Here is a 16614-nt window from a genome sequence, read left to right on the forward strand (position 1 = left end):
CAAGACGCTATGAAAAAACAGTACAGCATTGACTTCGTACTTTTACTCACTGTGATTTGTTTATTTGTCATCAGCCTAATAGCTGTATATAGCGGATCAGGACAGTATGAATCGCAGGATATGTTTTATTTCGTCAAAAGACAAATTTTCTGGTATATCGTCGGTTTCGGTCTTATGGCCGCTGCTGCATACTTTGATTATGAACTTCTTGAGCGTTTATCTTTTCGGTTATTTACAGGTGGTATTTTTCTCATTATTCTTGTGCACTTTTTCGGAACGAGTCAAAACGGATCCCAAAGATGGATCAGCTTCGGTTCAATCAAAATTCAGCCATCAGAGTTCATGAAAATTTTTGTGATCCTGCTACTAGCGGCTGTCTTGAACCAATACAAGCATCAGCGATTTTCGTTTAAAGAAAGTATCATTCCTACAAGTAAAGTCGTTTGCTGGACCGTTGTCCCTTTTTTCCTCATCTTAATTCAGCCTGATTTAGGGACAGCGCTCGTGATATTATCTATCGCCTTTACACTGATGCTTGTGTCAGGAATTTCTAGCAAGATGATGGCCGCATTAATGGCTTCTTTTATTGCACTTCTTTCATTTTTGGTCTACTTACACAACGAACACTTTGAGCATTTCACAAAAATCATTAAGCCACATCAGCTTGATCGCATTTATGGCTGGCTCTCCCCCGATGAATTTGATTCAACATACGGGTATCAGCTGAAACAATCGATGCTCGGCATTGGATCAGGTCAATTATTAGGTAGCGGTTTTACACAGGGGCATCAAGTACAAGGTGGCAATATCCCTGAAGCGCATACGGATTTTATATTTGCCGTCATTGGTGAGGAGTTTGGTTTTATCGGCGCCTCCCTTTTGATGTGTTTGTACTTAATGATGATTTACCGAATCATTCATGTGGCTATGCATGCTAATACGCTTTATGGTTTGTACATATGTGCAGGAGTCGTTGGGCTGATCGTGTTTCAAGTTTTCCAAAACGTAGGGATGACAATCGGTTTAATGCCTGTGACAGGACTCGCGCTTCCTTTTATAAGCTATGGAGGCAGTGCGCTATTGACGAACATGATCGCCATTGGCCTCGTGTTTAGTGTCAATATCAGGTCATCATCCTATATGTTTGGAGACAACTGGAATTGAAGATGATGGCATTCCTTCTATCTCATCTCAAAAGAGTCGACCTCGTTCTTGTTGGAACGATTGTGTTCCTCTGCTTATTTGGTTTACTGATGGTGTACAGTGCAAGTTATCCTTTAGGAGAAGTGAAGTATGAGAAGGGTAGCTATTTCTTTATCAAACAATGGCAATGGCTCCTGATTGGGGGATTCTTTTTTTTCATTGCCGCTCTTTTCCCTTATCAGATTTATCGTAAATGGATGAAATGGCTTGTCATGCTGTCATTGCTATGTCTCATCCTAGTCCTGATTCCTGGAATTGGTGTTGTCAAAAACAATTCACAGCGGTGGATTCAGCTGGGCTCTCTTATGCTCCAACCTTCTGAAGCTGTGAAACTAGTGATGGTGATCTATTTTGCCTATGTGTACGCGAATAAACAGGCGTACATTACATCTTTTAAAAAAGGCGTACTGCCGCCACTCATCCTTTTAAGTCTTGTTTTTTTATTAATCTTAAAACAGCCTGATTTAGGCACAGCTGTGTCTATTTTATTAAGCTGTGGCATCATTTTATTATGCGCTGGGTTGAAAACGCGCCATCTCATTTTGCTAGGATCGACTGCCGTAGCATGTATCACTTTTTTTGCAGTGACAGCTCCTTACCGTTTGAAGCGGCTGACTTCTTTTCGTGATCCCTTTCAGTATGAAGATGGGGATGGCTATCAGTTGATTCATTCGTATCTCGCAATGAATTCCGGCGGGCTGACAGGGAATGGCTTAGGCGGGAGTATTCAAAAGCTAGGCTTTCTTCCCGAAGCGCATACGGATTTTATTATGGCCATTATCAGTGAAGAGCTGGGCATTATGGGGATTTTGATTGTGATAGGTGCATATCTATTCATCATGTATCGCGCAATGCGAATTGTGCAGGCTTTACATGACCCTTTTGGAAAACTGTTAACGATTGGGCTTACGTTTCAAATCATGCTCCAAGCAGTCTTTAATTTAGGCGCTGTCTTTGGTCTTCTTCCGATCACAGGCATTCCGCTTCCTTTCATTAGTTATGGTGGCTCCTCCCTAGTGTTCATGATGATATCTGCTGGTATTCTCGTAAATCTTTCTTCATATGTAAAAAGGAGCCCATATCGGGCACATGCCAAATAGACACCTTCTGATGGAAGGTGTCTCAGCGTGTAGACAAACCCTCGCATTCGTTGTCAGGTCTGCGCGCTGGTGCTCACGAATGTTCAATTCGCTCCGCGCCAGTGCTCGACCCTTCCTAGACTTCAAAGGTTTTCTATCACGCTGAATTGATTTTATTCTTCTATTTGAGTATCAGCGATCTCTTTTTTTCTTGGCTGTTTGATTTCATTCGTTAGTTCCTGAATGCTTTGCTTCACATTACCTTTGCCGGAAAAGTTCTCAATAATTTCTTTGACATCAATTCCAGAGGATGCTTTCAGGCTTTCTTGCAGACTGGACATAAGGTTTGTAGCATAGCCAGTGACTTTATTGGCACCGCTGCCTTCTCCGTTACCTCCCGTATCCACAACCGTAATTTTATCAATGTTAGAAAGTGGTGCAGATACTTGCTTCGCATATTCAGGAAGCATTTTCACAATCATATCAAGAATCGCTGCCTGACCATACTGTTCGAATGCTTCAGCGATTTTCTCTTTCGCTTCGGCTTCCGCAAGTCCTTTCAGTCTAATGACTTCTGCCTCTGTTTCCCCTTTTGCACGATCAGCTTCCGCTTTGGCAAGCCCGTCAATTCGGACTTTCTCAGCTTCTGCTTTTGCCATTGCTTCAATGCTGTATTTCTTGGCATCTGCTTCAGCGAGGCGTTTCGCTTTTTCCGCTGCAGCTGACTGCTCAACCGCATAACGATCCGCATCTGCTTTCTTTTTCACTTCAGAATCGTATTGACGCTCACGACGCTGGATCTCTTTTTCTTCTAATTCAATTTGCTTCTGACGTTCAATGATTTTTACTTGCATTTCTTGTTCAGTTACGTGCTGACGGTTACGTGCTGTTTCAAGATCGTACGCTTGGTCGGCACTTGCTTTTGCTGTATCTTGTTCACGTCTGAATTCTGCTCTTTTCAGCTCATTGATCTTTTCTGCTTCAGCGATTTCAGTGGCACGCTCAAGCTCAGATTTCTTCGCATCTTTATCTGCTTCTGCACGTTTGATACGTGTTTCTTTATCTGCTTCTGCTGTTGCAATATCTGCATCGCGTTTCACTTGGGCAATTCTAGGTTTACCTAGTGATTCTAAATAGCCATTTTTATCACGGACATCTTTGATTGTAAACGATACAATGACAAGACCCATTTTCGCTAGATCTTGAGAAGCGACACGCTGTACTTCTTGAGAAAATTTCTCTCTGTTTTTATAAATCTCTTCAACTGTCATTGACCCTAAAATGGAGCGAAGGTGTCCTTCTAAAACTTCTCTCGCTTCGTTTTCGCGGTCTTCTTTTGTTTTACCTAAAAATTGCTCTGCAGCAGTAGCAATTTCTTCAATCGATCCGCCGATTTTAATGATGGCTGTTCCGTCCGCCATGACTGGTACACCTTGTTCAGTATAGACTTCAGGTGTTGAAACATCTAGCTTGCTAGATAGTAAGCTGAGCGGCTCTGCTTGTTGAAAAACAGGGAGTACAAAGGTACCTCCGCCTCTTACAATCTTAATCTTGTTTCCACCTTCATCCACGTGGACATTTTTACTTCCGAGGTAACTTCCTGTGACGATTAACGCTTCATCTGGACCTGCAGTCCGGTATTTCGAAACAAATACACCAATAAGTGCAATCAGAATCACAAGCACAATTCCAATGATTATCAAAATGGTTGTTCCTGGCATAGCATTCCCTCCTAGATTTCTTCATTTGGTATAACTGATAAGACGCCTTTGTTCACTTCGACGACCAGTACCCGAGTTCCATATGGAATCTCCTCTTCGTCGAAGCTGACGGCAGGCTTTGAGATTTTCCCGCTATTACTAATTAACAGCACTTCTCCAAACCCGTCTTTTGGAACAGATACAATGATCTCCCCAGTTCTTCCTTTTAAGTCGGCCTCCGTATATGAGAGAGATTCTTCAGCAGAGGAAAGCGGGACTAAGACAAATACATTCAAACAGGTCACAAGAACCACTGCGAGGATGGCAGATAAGACTGCGCCAAGTCCACTTCCTACAATTGCTGTTTTTTCAGAGATAAACCCTCCAGCCGAGAAAAAGGTAAGAAATGCGAGGATTAATGTTGGTTGAAGGAATGGAACAGGAATCGCTTCAAACAATCCATCAAATACATCGCCGAAAAAGACGAAAACAAGTGTCAGGATTCCTGATATCATCAATATGTATAAATACAGCGTCTGAAGTGGCAGCCCGAACACATCCATCTTCCTCACCCTTTCTTCATGAAATGAACAGCCTTTGTTTCATTTAGACCATGCTCACCTCCAATGTATTCCTTCTAACAGGTAATACGAACCACTTTTGTAAAGGTTTCAAATTTCCTCACAATTCTTCATAGGAATTCGCCGATAGCTCAAGAATGATTGTCATGTACCAGTGTGTTAAAATTTGATCTTGAGGTGATGAAAATGAGTTTATTACATGATGCAAGACAAGAATTGTGGCAAGAGCTACAAGGTTTGAACGAAGAGCAATTGAATCAAAAATTATCTGATGATACTTGGAGTATTCAAGAGGTGGCAGATCATTTAAAGAAGATGGACCTCGTGGCAGCAAAACATCTAGCTGCTGAGGGAAAAAAAGCACCGATCAAAGAATATGAGCCAAAGCCGGTGGAAATGGCAGAGGATCGTTCTAGAAAAGCGACTGCGCCTAGTATTGTTGAGCCTGAGCGCAAGCATGTGACACCTACACATTTAAAAGATGAACTCGATACAGCCCGTGAGCAGCTCAATCAAATTCTATCAACGTTTACTGAGGATGATTTCAAACGCGTCATTGCACACCCTGTGTTTGAAGAGTTATCGCTTAAGCAATATCTTGATTTTATCGGCGCACACGAAAAACGCCATATCCATCAAATCAAAGAAATTAAAGAACAGCTATAAGACATAAAAAAGACTCCCTTTTGGGAGCCTTTTTTCATTGTTACACTGTTTTAGGTGTTAGATCAAAACAGCGAGCATAAATCCAGTTGTACGCTTTTTCGTTTAGATCTCTTGGGTTTCCAATTGTTTGCGGATCTTTCATTGCTTCTTTAGATAAACGGTCAATCATATCTTTTGATACACCTTGTTCTTCTAATGAAGGAACTTCTAGGTCTTCCACTAAATCATACATCCAGTTCACTGCTGCTTTTGCGGCTTCCTCTGTTGACATTCGGCTAATATCAATTCCAAATGCTTGCGCAATACGAGCAAATTTTTCGGGATACCCTTTCCAGTTATACTCCATCACCGGTCCCATCATTGCTGCGACACACTGACCATGCGCTACAGGAATAATGCCTCCGAGTGTTTGACTCATCGCATGTGCAGCTCCAGCTGATTCGCTTCCATAAGAAAGCCCGGCAAGCATTGCAGCTTGTGCCATTCCATACCTGGCTTCTAAGTCCTCACCATCGGCAAAGGCACGGCGAATATAATGAGCTGCATATTCAATGGCCATGAGCGCGACCGCATCTGTAATAGGCTGAGCAAATTTCATTGTATAGCATTCAATGGCGTGTGCAAGTGCATCAATTCCAGTCATTGCCGTCACATGAGGCGGCATGGATACATGTAGCTTTGGATCAATGACTGTGAGGTGAGCTGCAATGAGCGGGCCACCTGTGTTGAATTTGAATTCTCTTTCTTCATCTGTAATCACTGCCCACTGCGTGACTTCTGAACCTGTACCAGCTGTTGTCGGAATAGTGGTTAAAGGCGGGATTCTGTTTTCAAGCGGTTTTTTCCCCTCTGCCGCTTCGTAATCAAGGACTGAGCCTTCATGCGTCGCTTCTACACCGATCGCCTTCGCTGTATCCATTGAGCTTCCGCCGCCTACTGCAACTAATCCATTACAGCCTTCTTTTTCATATAACGCAGAGCCTTCATTCACTAAACGGACTGGCGGGTTTGGCTCTACTTTATCAAATAGCACCACATCGATTTGTGCTTCTTTTAATGAAGCAATCACTGGATCTACCACGCCCGCCAGGTAAATACCTGGGTCTGTTACAAGTAATACCTTTGAGACACCGTATGCTTTTACTTCTTCCCCAACATGTTTCACTGCACCGATGCCATGTTTGATGACAGTCGGAATTTCAAATGTATGGAATTTCTGCATGCTTTCAATTTTCATATTTAATGTCATATAGAATCTCCTCCAAATGTGTGATTTTTATTGAAACCAACGAATCGCTTCAGGTTTTGTATTACGATATACATGCTTCAGTTCCGTATATTCCTCAAGACCGGTGCGTCCTAATTCACGTCCTAGACCTGATTGTTTATATCCACCCCAAGGTGCTTGAGCGAAATAAGGATGGAAGTCATTGATCCAAACTGTGCCTAATCTTAATTGACGAGCGACTCTTTCGGCCTTGCTGATATCAGTAGACCACACGGCTCCTGCTAATCCATAAATCGTATCGTTTGCCAGCTCAATCACTTCTTCCTCTGTACGAAAGGATTCAACTGTCAATACTGGGCCAAAGACTTCTTCCTGGACAATCCGCATCTCTGACGTGCAGCCTGAGAATATCGTTGGCAAGTAGAAGAACCCATTTGAAAGCTCCTCTGCGTCCGGTCTTTTTCCGCCTGTTTCTAATTTGGCGCCTTCATCTAACCCAATGCTGACGTATTTTTCTACTTTTTCTCGATGCTCAGCTGAGATGAGCGGGCCGCTTTGGGTTTCTTCATCAAAGCCGTTGCCTAGCTTGATTTTTTTCGTGCGCTTCACCAGTTCTTCTAAAAATTCAGCATGAATGGATTCTTCCACTAGCAAACGTGAACCTGCTGAACACACTTGCCCCGCATGGAAAAACACAGCATTCATTGCCTGGTCAACCGCTACGTCTAAATCAGCATCTTGAAACACAATATTCGGATTTTTCCCGCCGAGCTCAAGGGCGATTTTCTTCACATTCCCACTGGCTCCCTGCATGATTTTCTTACCTGTTTCAATACCGCCTGTAAATGAAATCAAATCGACTTGATCATTCACAGCAAGCTCATCACCAACCGTTGCACCTGGCCCAAGGACTAGGTTCGCAACCCCTGCTGGAATGCCTGCTTCTTCCATGAGTTTGAATACTTTGATCGTGGTGAGTGGTGTAATTTCACTTGGCTTTAATACGATTGTATTCCCCGCCGCTAGAGCAGGAGCGATTTTCCAGCTTGCTTGAAGCAATGGATAGTTCCATGGAGTAATTTGCCCGCATACACCGACAGGCTCTCTGACCAATTCGCTTTTAGAGTTCGGAATTGGCGATGCAATGATTTCCCCGCCATCTTTGTCGGCAAGACCGGCGTAATATTGGAACACGTTCGCAATATCGTCCATGTCTGCTTTGCTTTCCTCTACTGTTTTACCAGTATCAAGCGATTCTAATTTGGCTAGTTCATCAAGATCACGTCTAATCAATTCAGCAATCTTAAACACCATATTTCCTCTTTCAAGTCCAGGCAAGTTTGCCCAGTCACCTTGATCGAAGGCTTTTCTCGCTGCCTTAATGGCTAGCTGCGCGTCATTTCTTGATCCTTCACTGACTGTCGCGATCACTTCTTGATTAAATGGATTAATGATATCCCGCGTGTCGCCACTTTTGGCGCCAACCCATTGTCCATCTATAAATAGTGTTTGACTCATAGAAGGAACCTCCTCTGATTCTTTTCGATAAGTTTGTTAAATAAAAATTTAACGTTTTGAACATAATTAACGTATCATGTTCAAATTTTTCTGTCAAAGGGAGATATGCTTCATTTTCTTTTGACATTTTGCATTCTTTCGTTAACATATAGTCCATAAAGATTTTTTTGAACGTATTGAATTCTCTTAATAGAAAGCAGGGACAGGATGAAAAAGCAGGAACAGCCGCAAGCAGAAGAACGTATTTTAGCTGCTAAAGATCTAGTCATTGATTCCATAGCTGAAACGATGGATCTCTATGGAATTACACGAAGTGCTGGTATTCTCTATGGGACCATGTATTTAAATGAGGAAATGACGCTGGATGAAATGCGTGAAGAGCTGCAAATGAGCAAGCCAAGTATGAGTACAGGTGTGAAAAAGCTTCAAGACATGAATATTGTCAAAAAGACCTTTCACCGAGGACGAAGAAAACATAGCTTTGTTGCTGAAAAAGACTTTTTTAAGTTTTTCATGAACTTCTTTCCACAAAAGTGGGAACGAGAGGTCGAGGTCAATTTAGCGGCGATAGAAGAAGCGCAAGTCCGGCTTCAAGAGGTGGCTCGTGATGATCAGCTGGAGGAACATATAAGAGAGGAAGCGCAGCAGCTGATTGAGCAGCTTGAAAGTTCAAAAGCCTACTATGACTGGCTGAGACGTTTAGCAAACTCTGTTCATTCAGGGGAAATCTTTGACTATATCCCGATTGATCAGAAAGATAAATAGACGATGTGTGTGCGTTTTAAAGCTTGAATTTTACAGGAGGATTGATTATAATAAATTAAGTCGTAACACATCGGGGCATTAGCTCAGCTGGGAGAGCGCTACGCTGGCAGGGTGAACGACATCACCCGAAGCAAACAGACGTTCTCTGAAAAAGACTGATTTAATAAGGTTCTATGATGAGCCTTTCTGAATAAAAATTTTCATTTCTGAACAAAACTGAAAGGGTTGGTCCCCAATCCGTCCCCATAAAAAAGCCTCCTTTTTAGGAGGCTTTTATGTTTGTTTTCTTGAAGCAATTTCAATGCTGCTGTTATCACTTTTAGTTAGTGTCGGGATACCAGTAGCAGAAGCTAGAACAATGACTGCCAAAGCACAAAAAACAACTTTTTTAATACTCATACAGACAGTCTCCTTTCAGAATTTTTGTTTGTGTGTCCAACATTTTCATTAAAAATTCATTTGCTGCTTCATGATCACCTTTTGATTTGAACATATCCGCCACATCATAAGACAGCTCTTCTAGGTAAGCATAGATTTTGTTCTCATCTAAGGAGTGAAAGACCTGATTAATTTGGTCAATATTAACTTTATCAACATATAGAGCTTTGATAAAGCGGAACAATTGTTTGTATAACTCATCCTGAAATTGAATAGAAATAGAAAGACCATAATCAAGAATATCCTTACCTTGTTTATAGTCGCCTTTCTTCATTAGTAATGACGACAGAAAATAAAGCGAATGTGGTAAGTTGTCGTACCTCTCATTTTCGTTAATCTGAACAGCCTTTTCACAAAAATAAATTGCCTGATCTATATCTCCCAAACATTCATAGCAATCAGCAAGATTATAATATGCGGATGAGATCAACCTATTGTTTTTCGCTTCCTCTGCCATCTTCAACGATTTCTCTAAATGAGGAAGGGCCTTCTCACTATATTTCATATCATCATAGTTACCTGCAATGACAAATGAGCATTGAATTTTCCTCACTTTATACAAATCATATTTTTCGTATATCTCCATCGCTTTCAATATGTGGTGCATAGAGACATGTGTTTGTTTCATAATGTAATAGGCTTCAGCTACTTTAAAGTGGAATTCCGCTTTTTCAATTTCGTCAGTGACGACACCAAGTTTATTTTCAGCTTTTCTATAATACTTTATTGCTTCTACATATTCTTTATTACTAAACTCATACATACCTGTGAAAAATAACTTGTAATACTCTAACATTCCGGTGAGCTTTTCTTGAGAAGATTCTATCTGTTCTAGGAGGGTTGAAATTGATGGTCTGTTTTTATTGAAGTCTACTGGCTGTATGTAATCTAACATAATTTGATGTCGAAAACACATCAATTGATAATAAATGAGCAGATCCTGATCCTCTTCCATCTGTTCAATTTCTTGTTCAACTTCAGCTTTCAAAATCTCTGCATCTGGTACACTAAATTGTCGAATCATTTTATACCATTCATTTATTTTCACACCAACATGTGAAGAAAGAACTTTCTCCATCCCCATACTCCCCTTCCACAAAATTCCCTTATATTACATATATTATTACATACAGGATTTTACAAAGCACCGAAAAGATACCGCAAAAAGAACAAAAAAAGAGCTCCTACAAAGGAGCCGTGTGAGTAATACATGAGTAATAGTGGTTTGCTAAAGAAGTATTGAAATATACGAATTTTTTCTCCCGTTTCCGCGGGTAAACCGTATATTTAATTATACATCACTTCTAGAAACCGAACAAACATTCCGTTAAAATGTTTTCGAGGTGAGAGTATGACTGATCTCGAAAGGAAAATTTATCGCATCCTATACAACATGAGCAGATTCAGAAAGAACCCCTCAATGGAGGATCTGAAAAGGAAAACGGGTAAAGATGAGGCAACGATCCGTAAGGCGGTTAAAAATCTTTTATCTCGTAAAGAATTGATTTGGGATAAAGAGAAAAGAGAATGGAATTTTTAAACATCAGACGATATTCTTTTGCCAAATGCGAAAAACAAAATTAAAAAAGAGAGACAAAGTCGTCCCTCTTTAGTGCCTTTATTATTTGAAGCTACCCCAAATAGATCTTCCACCAGTATGCCCTGTTTTCTCATGCTTCCAAGTATCAACTAGTTGCATACGACCAACTTGTTCATGATGATGCCAAGTATACCCTGTAGGAGTTTTACCGGCATCTATCTCTTTTAGTTGAGCTTTTGTAAACTTACCCATCAATGTGATGTTACTATTGACCCTTTTTTTCAAATCAGCATTAGCTAATTTAAATTGAGTATAGTTAGATGACTTCACTTCTTTAAGTGGCAATGTCATTGAATGTCTAGCGCTAAAAACAGGAAAACCTTGTTTAGAAAAAGGAACCTTAGTTACAGGATGTTTTTGACCTGCAAGCTTTCCGTTTTTAATATGAATACCAGTGATTCCTTTGTTGGTATGTTTCTCCGTATAGCGTTTTACTTTCTTACCTTTCTTCACCTCTTTTACAGCAGGTTTTTGAAGAAGTTTAAGAATTTTAGTTAAGGCTTTTGTTTTAATTACAGGTCCTTCAGGTATAGGACCAACAGTACCATCTTCCGCGACAGTTGGAAGTTTGTCCCACTCAGCCTCTGAAATTTCTTCTAATTCATCATCAGAAATAAGATCATCTTCTGTAGCATTTGGTTCTACATCAGGAATATACTGCTTTCTGCCTGGCTCTACAGCTGTTTTAGCTTTTGGAGAATCTTCAGTTGCACTCACAAAACTCATTGGTAAGCCGGCCAATATTATTACGAGTGCTAGGAATGATAAAATTATTTTCTTCAAATTACATTTCTCCCTACAATTAGTATTTTTGGAACATACTAATTATAAGGCAAAAGTAACTATTTTTTTCTTAAATTTACCTTAATTCAAAGCATCTATATTAATAGCAAAATTTCCAGCTGTTACAGTTATCTGAGGAACTTCAGTTTTTTCAAAAATGTCTACAATTTCAAATAATGTCTTTTTTATAATATCGTTACTTGGCATTGTATCTACTCTTAACATAAGGATTGTGTCAATGCTTGCAGCTACTTCATAAAGAACGTCTTCATCTTTAACAGATTCAATATAGCTTTTTATTCTTTTAAAGAACCACTCTACTTCTTCTAAATCTTGTAACGGATATTTAGTAATTTGATGAATATCGGCTGGATCAGGTGCTTCTTTCTCTAAGATCGCTTCAAGTTCTGCTTTAGTTATATATTCCTCTTCTTCGTATTCGTATTCGTACTCTGTCTCGTCTTCTTCATCGGCAGTGTATTCAACTGTATAGAGTCCTTCAATAAATTCGTCAAATGAATCTGCTAGCTTAAAGTCTTCTTCCGTCTCTACATCAAAATAGTGAATTGGAGGATTCTCTTTAGTTTTTCGATAATCCATTGCTACCCATGTATGGCCATCCCCATTAATCAGAACAAGTCCTTTTGGCAATTCCCATTCTTCAATTAGATACTCACTGTCCATAATTCCTTCATCTTTCGCGATTCCCAGCAAGTGATTAAATTGAATATGATCTTCAGCCCATGAATTAGGATGACTTGTAGGAAATGCATTATGAACAATATAACCACCGTTCTGTTCTAAAATGAGCTTTTTATATGTATCAGGTAAAATTACTCCAAGCTTTTTTTCTGCTTTAGCTATTTTTTTCTCATTTATCTTCTCCAACGTATAATAGCCTTCTTCATCAATTTCCCAAAATTGTTTCAAGGTTTGTACCCCCTAGTATAATATGCACATAAGTATACCATTTTTAATGGTTTTGTTTAACAACTTTTGATTTTGCTATCGCTTTGAACAATTGATTTAATTGGGGGTTGAATAACTGATTTGAATAGAGGAAAAGAGGAGGAGGTTTGAAAGTTCTAATAAAAAAAGCCTTCCTTTTGAGGAGGCCAATTTAAGACTAAAATTAACTAACTTTTAAGCAATTGAATCTTCTAAACTTATAATTTCAAAAAAATTCTCTTCTGGATATTTTTTATTTATTTTCATTTTTGCATTTTCAACTGAATCAGTTGTAGCAAAAAACACTTTACCTTTTATATTTTTTTTCTTGAGTGCTGTATATAATTCTTTCATATAGTTAATTTCCGGTCTCCCAACACTGTTAGGCCTAGTTTTACACTCAAAAAATCGACCATATTCCCCATCCCATATACCTAGATCAACAGTTTCCCTACTATAGCATTCAGCGGATTCCAAATCACAATGTCTCGGACAACTATATTTAACTCTGTAAGCATTCTTCTTATTACTAGAGAGCAATTTCACATTCGCTCCCCATCCAAATGACTTCGAATTTATAATAGATTCTCCATATAAACCAAGTAATAAGCCTTCCGCTAATGCCCCTCTAACTTTATCTACTGATTTTTGGTCAACACAGCAAGAAAAGGCTTGTTCAAAAATTAAATTAACCTCTTCTTCATCTTCAAATTCCAGTGCAGAAAATTTATCTTTAACAGATTTTTTAAATTCATCAGAAATAAGCCACTTTCCTCTAATAAGCTTCACGAAAAACCTTTTTGATTTTCTATTTACACTGAAGTGCTGCGCTACCGTTATCGTTAGAGAAACAATCAATTCATCATAAACATCTTTTCTTTCAAAGATCACACTCATTTTTCTTTTGATTTCTCCATATTTTGTTTCATAGTTTCTAGAACATCAATTGTAGGGATCGTATATATTGGGAAATCCATTCTTGACATTAAGTTTGCCACACACTCACGAGCATATGGTAAAAGAAGAGGAACAACAGAATGATAGTTATATTCTTCAAATTTATCTCTGTCAAGACTTTCGTCTGACAATTCAGTTTTCCCCTCATAAGTTAATTCAATAAAAAAGGGTCCTGAATCTTTGAAATGAACTTTAACATTCATTGAGATTAATGCACTGGTATCTGATAACAGTTTAACGTTTCTTTCTACTGATAAAGCCAAATTTCTTTTTTTAGATTCAGCATCTAAAATCTCACATTTTAATGATGTCATTTTAACATCCTGTAGTTGAACTGAATTTCTAACAATAGCATAGTAATCTAACATTTCCATAATTAAATTCCTCCATAAAAAAAGGGACCTGCTCAGCAGATCCCCAGTTTGAATTTTGTGAAAAAAGTTCATCAAAATTATACTCATCATCCACACTAAATTCATCGGATTCAGATAGTAGACTCTCAATAGATGCAGATACCTCATTTTTACATAAGGCAATATATTCATCTAAACTATTCACAAAAGAAATAATACACCCTCGAACTTCATCTGGATCTGAAAAGTCCATTTCATTTTTTAAAACAAATTCATCAATTTCTATCATTGATACAAATCTTTTTTCATTAGGTAAGTTTGAAAAATCGATATTATTAAGTCGAGGCAGGCCTTTTTCAGTTATCCACTCTAAAAAATGAGTATCATTCCCGTCATTGCTATATGCTTTTTGAACAAGCTCATTAATATTTTCAGAATGCGATACAGAAAAATATGTGTTTAGCGCTTCACGACACAATTCTAACATCTTATCCATCGCCTTATCGGATTCAGTGTATTTTGTGAAAGCTTCTAAACCAAACCATTTTCTAATTTCCATAATAATACCTCCAAACAGATAACCTACTAGTATATCTGATAAAAACCCATAATTCAAGTGGAAAAAATTTGTTTATCTTTGATTAATATACTACAGCAACTCACAGTTTACAAGAGAAATGTTTGTTCTATTTTTGTTTACCCTATATTGAACCTGTTTATTCAAGTATTTCATATTAAGAAGTCTTTAATTACTTTCTTTATAACATTCTAATCAAATCCGCCAGATATATTCCAAAAAATAAAAGAACATACGTTCGTTAATAGGTGGCAATCGTAAGACACCTTTAATTTATTTCAGCGCCTTTTCTAATGCCGCTTTCGTCTTTGGACCATAAATGCCATCAGCCACAAGTCCATGCATGAGCTGGAACCGCTTGACCGCATTCGCTGTTTTTGGTCCGTAATAGCCATCAATGCCGTTATTTTTTGCGCCTTTGTCTGGATAGTAATATACAGCCGCTAGAGCTTCCTGTACGGCTTTTACTCCTGCCCCTTTAGTTAATGGCTTTGTTACTTTTAAAATGCCAGAAGGCAGGTTGTACGTCTTTTTAGAAGTTGTTTTAGGCTTAGTTGTGCTTTTTGTTGGTGATGATTTAACCGGCGTTGTCTTGATTGGTTTTGCAGAAACTTTATTTGATAGTAATGACACCAAGACAGGACGCTTACCCGCTTGAAGCTGTGATAAAGTCAAACCGCCCATCATTTCAAGATGTGGGTAGTCCTTAAAACTCTTCCAGTCTCCACCCCACGAAAATCCTAGTGATTTACCGATTTGCGCTACTCGGCGCCATTTCTCGTTAACTGTCCAAAGCGCTTTTTTTCCATCCGCACTTAATAGAACGTAATCAATCGCTAAGCCATAGTTGTGATTTGATTGACCACCTTTAGCGTTGGTGACAATCTTCCCAGGAGCGGTACGACCTTTAGCGTAAAGCTTATTTTGTTCTGCAAACGAACGGTAGCCAGAAGTAATCTGAACAAAGATACCTTCTTTATATGCTTGCTTGATCATTTCAATTGCACTTTCTTTTACAACACTGTTAATGCCAGCACCCATATTCCTAACCGAACGATCTATAAGAGTTTTTAATCCGATTTTTTCAGCCATGTTCATTCTCCTCTGAATTCATTTTTTAAAAACAAAAAAGCCGCCTAATGGCAGCCGTTTATTTTGAAAGTCCTTTTTGTTTCAGAATTTCTTTTTGTTTTTTTCCTTTTTCGGTAACATAGTTATTTTTAAACCATGCGATAATGGCTGTAACCATCGTAAAAATGGTGGAACCTGCTACATATAGTGCCTCACCAGCGGTTTGTACTTGCTCCTCACTAATCGGCAACACCGTCTGCCCAAACATCACAAGCGTTTGATTAATAAAGGCAATTAAAAGAAGCACTGTACGGATCACAGTGCCTTTGTCGAATGTTTTCATAAATGATTCCTCCTATTTTAAATTCCGTTCAATTTTATCGAGCTTGTCAATCACGACGTCATATTTCTCACTAAACTTTGCTAACACATCATTTTGCGCTTCGATTTGTTCATTGAGCTTGTTTTCTCGTTCCTTTGTTGTGTTTAATACGTAAAACAGCACCCAACAAAAAAGAACCGCAAAGGGTCCTTGAGTCATCAAATATTGCGCCAAATCCATTTCCACCATACTCACCTACTCCCTCACTTTGGTCACCCCCTTAAAGAAGGCAAAATAAAAAGCCCCTCTAGGCTTCGTATTGTTCTCCTGTTATTTCCTCATATTCTGAAATTGTGATATAGCCAATATCAACATAAAACGCAATGTCCGGAGGTCCATAACACTCCCATTCCCAGAACTGTTTTATATCAATTAATGTTGGATACATCATTTTGAATCGCCACCTTTCAAAGATTCAAGTTCCATCATCAACTGTGCAAATTGTTTGGCCATCTTAGCCTCACGAATTTTCGCTTCAGCTGCGTCTTTCGACAATTGTGCAACTTGTTTAGTTAACACCGCATTTTGCTGTTTTAATAAATCTATATCATCTGGTGGTTGCTCTATTTGTAAACTATCAATGTACTCTTGGCTTGCTGATTCGCTCCATGTCTTGCTTTTAGGATTGTATTTTGCTTTATACAACCCTTCTTGCGGCTGCTGATCAGTAAAACCCTCTGGAATTTCAGCATCATCGGGTATTTCTGAATCTCCATCAGGTATATACTTAAAATTTTTATCGTAGGCGTATATTGGCTTCATAAA

The 16614-nt window shown here is 38.9% G+C and carries 21 protein-coding genes and 1 pseudogene; 5 read left to right on the top strand and 17 right to left on the bottom strand.

What is annotated here, in order from left to right; all coding sequences use genetic code 11:
- Nucleotides 1-9: 9 nt before the first annotated feature.
- Nucleotides 10-1164, top strand: coding sequence for a rod shape-determining protein RodA (gene rodA, locus CKW02_RS14365; RefSeq protein ID WP_003212840.1), 1155 nt, complete (start codon nt 10-12; stop codon nt 1162-1164).
- A 5-nt stretch (nt 1165-1169) separates the two neighbouring features.
- Nucleotides 1170-2303, top strand: a complete 1134-nt coding sequence (gene ftsW, locus CKW02_RS14370) for a putative lipid II flippase FtsW (protein ID WP_080550306.1) — start codon at nt 1170-1172, stop codon at nt 2301-2303.
- A 152-nt stretch (nt 2304-2455) separates the two neighbouring features.
- Here ftsW and CKW02_RS14375 read toward each other — a convergent pair whose 3' ends face one another.
- Both CKW02_RS14375 and CKW02_RS14380 read right to left on the bottom strand, forming a co-directional pair.
- Complete coding sequence (locus CKW02_RS14375; protein WP_003213366.1) at nt 2456-4003, bottom strand: flotillin lipid rafts scaffold protein FloT; 1548 nt, start codon at nt 4001-4003, stop codon at nt 2456-2458.
- A gap of 11 nt (nt 4004-4014) precedes the next feature.
- Complete coding sequence (locus tag CKW02_RS14380; RefSeq protein ID WP_034620073.1) at nt 4015-4545, bottom strand: NfeD family membrane protein; 531 nt, start codon at nt 4543-4545, stop codon at nt 4015-4017.
- Nucleotides 4546-4749: 204 nt separating this feature from the next.
- On the opposite strand from CKW02_RS14380, the gene CKW02_RS14385 reads away from it, so the two are divergent.
- Nucleotides 4750-5229 carry a DinB family protein gene (locus tag CKW02_RS14385; protein WP_003213650.1) on the top strand — a complete coding sequence of 160 codons (480 nt, stop codon included), beginning with the start codon at nt 4750-4752 and terminating at the stop codon, nt 5227-5229.
- 40 nt (nt 5230-5269) lie between these two features.
- Here the strand turns inward: CKW02_RS14385 and CKW02_RS14390 are convergent, their stop codons facing one another.
- Together CKW02_RS14390 and betB are read right to left on the bottom strand one after the other, a co-directional pair.
- Nucleotides 5270-6478, bottom strand: coding sequence for a choline dehydrogenase (locus CKW02_RS14390; protein WP_003213555.1), 1209 nt, complete (start codon nt 6476-6478; stop codon nt 5270-5272).
- Nucleotides 6479-6505: 27 nt separating this feature from the next.
- Nucleotides 6506-7975, bottom strand: coding sequence for a betaine-aldehyde dehydrogenase (gene betB / locus CKW02_RS14395; RefSeq protein ID WP_003212701.1), 1470 nt, complete (start codon nt 7973-7975; stop codon nt 6506-6508).
- A 207-nt stretch (nt 7976-8182) separates the two neighbouring features.
- On the opposite strand from betB, the gene cudC reads away from it, so the two are divergent.
- Complete coding sequence (gene cudC / locus CKW02_RS14400) at nt 8183-8740, top strand: transcriptional regulator GbsR (protein WP_003213048.1); 558 nt, start codon at nt 8183-8185, stop codon at nt 8738-8740.
- A gap of 273 nt (nt 8741-9013) precedes the next feature.
- Here the strand turns inward: cudC and CKW02_RS20630 are convergent, their stop codons facing one another.
- Nucleotides 9014-9139, bottom strand: a complete 126-nt coding sequence (locus tag CKW02_RS20630; protein WP_003212991.1) for a hypothetical protein — start codon at nt 9137-9139, stop codon at nt 9014-9016.
- Entirely contained in the window at nt 9129-10256 is a 1128-nt protein-coding gene (locus CKW02_RS14405; RefSeq protein ID WP_003213458.1) for a response regulator aspartate phosphatase, read from the bottom strand. The genes CKW02_RS20630 and CKW02_RS14405 overlap by 11 nt, the downstream gene beginning before the upstream one ends.
- Nucleotides 10257-10529: 273 nt before the next feature.
- Here CKW02_RS14405 and CKW02_RS14410 point away from each other — a divergent pair, with 273 nt between their 5' ends.
- Nucleotides 10530-10718, top strand: a complete 189-nt coding sequence (locus CKW02_RS14410) for a helix-turn-helix domain-containing protein (RefSeq protein WP_034620074.1) — start codon at nt 10530-10532, stop codon at nt 10716-10718.
- Nucleotides 10719-10799: 81 nt separating this feature from the next.
- On the opposite strand, the gene CKW02_RS14415 is transcribed toward CKW02_RS14410, so the two are convergent.
- The 11 genes and pseudogenes from CKW02_RS14415 to CKW02_RS14460 all read right to left on the bottom strand — a co-directional run bounded on the left by CKW02_RS14415 (nt 10800) and on the right by CKW02_RS14460 (nt 16611).
- Nucleotides 10800-11561: an HNH endonuclease gene (locus CKW02_RS14415; RefSeq protein ID WP_003213287.1), complete on the bottom strand. Its 762-nt coding sequence runs from the start codon at nt 11559-11561 to the stop codon at nt 10800-10802.
- A gap of 81 nt (nt 11562-11642) precedes the next feature.
- A complete protein-coding gene (locus tag CKW02_RS14420) occupies nt 11643-12491 on the bottom strand; it encodes an SMI1/KNR4 family protein (RefSeq protein WP_003213762.1) in 849 nt (282 codons plus the stop codon).
- A 213-nt stretch (nt 12492-12704) separates the two neighbouring features.
- Nucleotides 12705-13406: a hypothetical protein gene (locus tag CKW02_RS14425; RefSeq protein ID WP_003213606.1), complete on the bottom strand. Its 702-nt coding sequence runs from the start codon at nt 13404-13406 to the stop codon at nt 12705-12707.
- The gene (locus CKW02_RS14430; RefSeq protein WP_003213595.1) at nt 13403-13840 is read right to left on the bottom strand and encodes a protein-export chaperone SecB; all 438 of its coding nucleotides are present in this window, start codon (nt 13838-13840) and stop codon (nt 13403-13405) included. The genes CKW02_RS14425 and CKW02_RS14430 overlap by 4 nt, the downstream gene beginning before the upstream one ends.
- Nucleotides 13809-14378 (bottom strand): hypothetical protein, encoded by a 570-nt coding sequence (locus CKW02_RS20500; RefSeq protein WP_223253293.1) that lies wholly within the window; start codon nt 14376-14378, stop codon nt 13809-13811. The genes CKW02_RS14430 and CKW02_RS20500 overlap by 32 nt, the downstream gene beginning before the upstream one ends.
- Nucleotides 14379-14669: 291 nt before the next feature.
- Nucleotides 14670-15083, bottom strand: a complete 414-nt coding sequence (locus CKW02_RS20705) for a peptidoglycan-binding domain-containing protein (protein WP_372706100.1) — start codon at nt 15081-15083, stop codon at nt 14670-14672.
- Nucleotides 15078-15374, bottom strand: a pseudogene (locus CKW02_RS20710) (M15 family metallopeptidase); the annotation flags it as partial. The pseudogene CKW02_RS20710 and the gene CKW02_RS20705, both read right to left, overlap by 6 nt.
- A 172-nt stretch (nt 15375-15546) precedes the next feature.
- Nucleotides 15547-15810 (bottom strand): phage holin, encoded by a 264-nt coding sequence (locus CKW02_RS14445; RefSeq protein ID WP_003213008.1) that lies wholly within the window; start codon nt 15808-15810, stop codon nt 15547-15549.
- Between the two features lie 12 nt (nt 15811-15822).
- Nucleotides 15823-16035 (bottom strand): BhlA/UviB family holin-like peptide, encoded by a 213-nt coding sequence (locus CKW02_RS14450; protein WP_034620157.1) that lies wholly within the window; start codon nt 16033-16035, stop codon nt 15823-15825.
- A gap of 61 nt (nt 16036-16096) precedes the next feature.
- Nucleotides 16097-16240: an XkdX family protein gene (locus tag CKW02_RS14455; RefSeq protein ID WP_003212695.1), complete on the bottom strand. Its 144-nt coding sequence runs from the start codon at nt 16238-16240 to the stop codon at nt 16097-16099.
- Nucleotides 16237-16611 carry a YomQ N-terminal domain-containing protein gene (locus tag CKW02_RS14460; protein ID WP_003213700.1) on the bottom strand — a complete coding sequence of 125 codons (375 nt, stop codon included), beginning with the start codon at nt 16609-16611 and terminating at the stop codon, nt 16237-16239. Before CKW02_RS14460 ends, CKW02_RS14455 begins: the two co-directional genes overlap by 4 nt.
- Between the last annotated feature and the right edge of the window lie 3 nt (nt 16612-16614).

It is taken from the genome of Bacillus pumilus (genome assembly GCF_900186955.1).
Classification (GTDB): Bacteria; Bacillota; Bacilli; order Bacillales; family Bacillaceae; genus Bacillus; species Bacillus pumilus.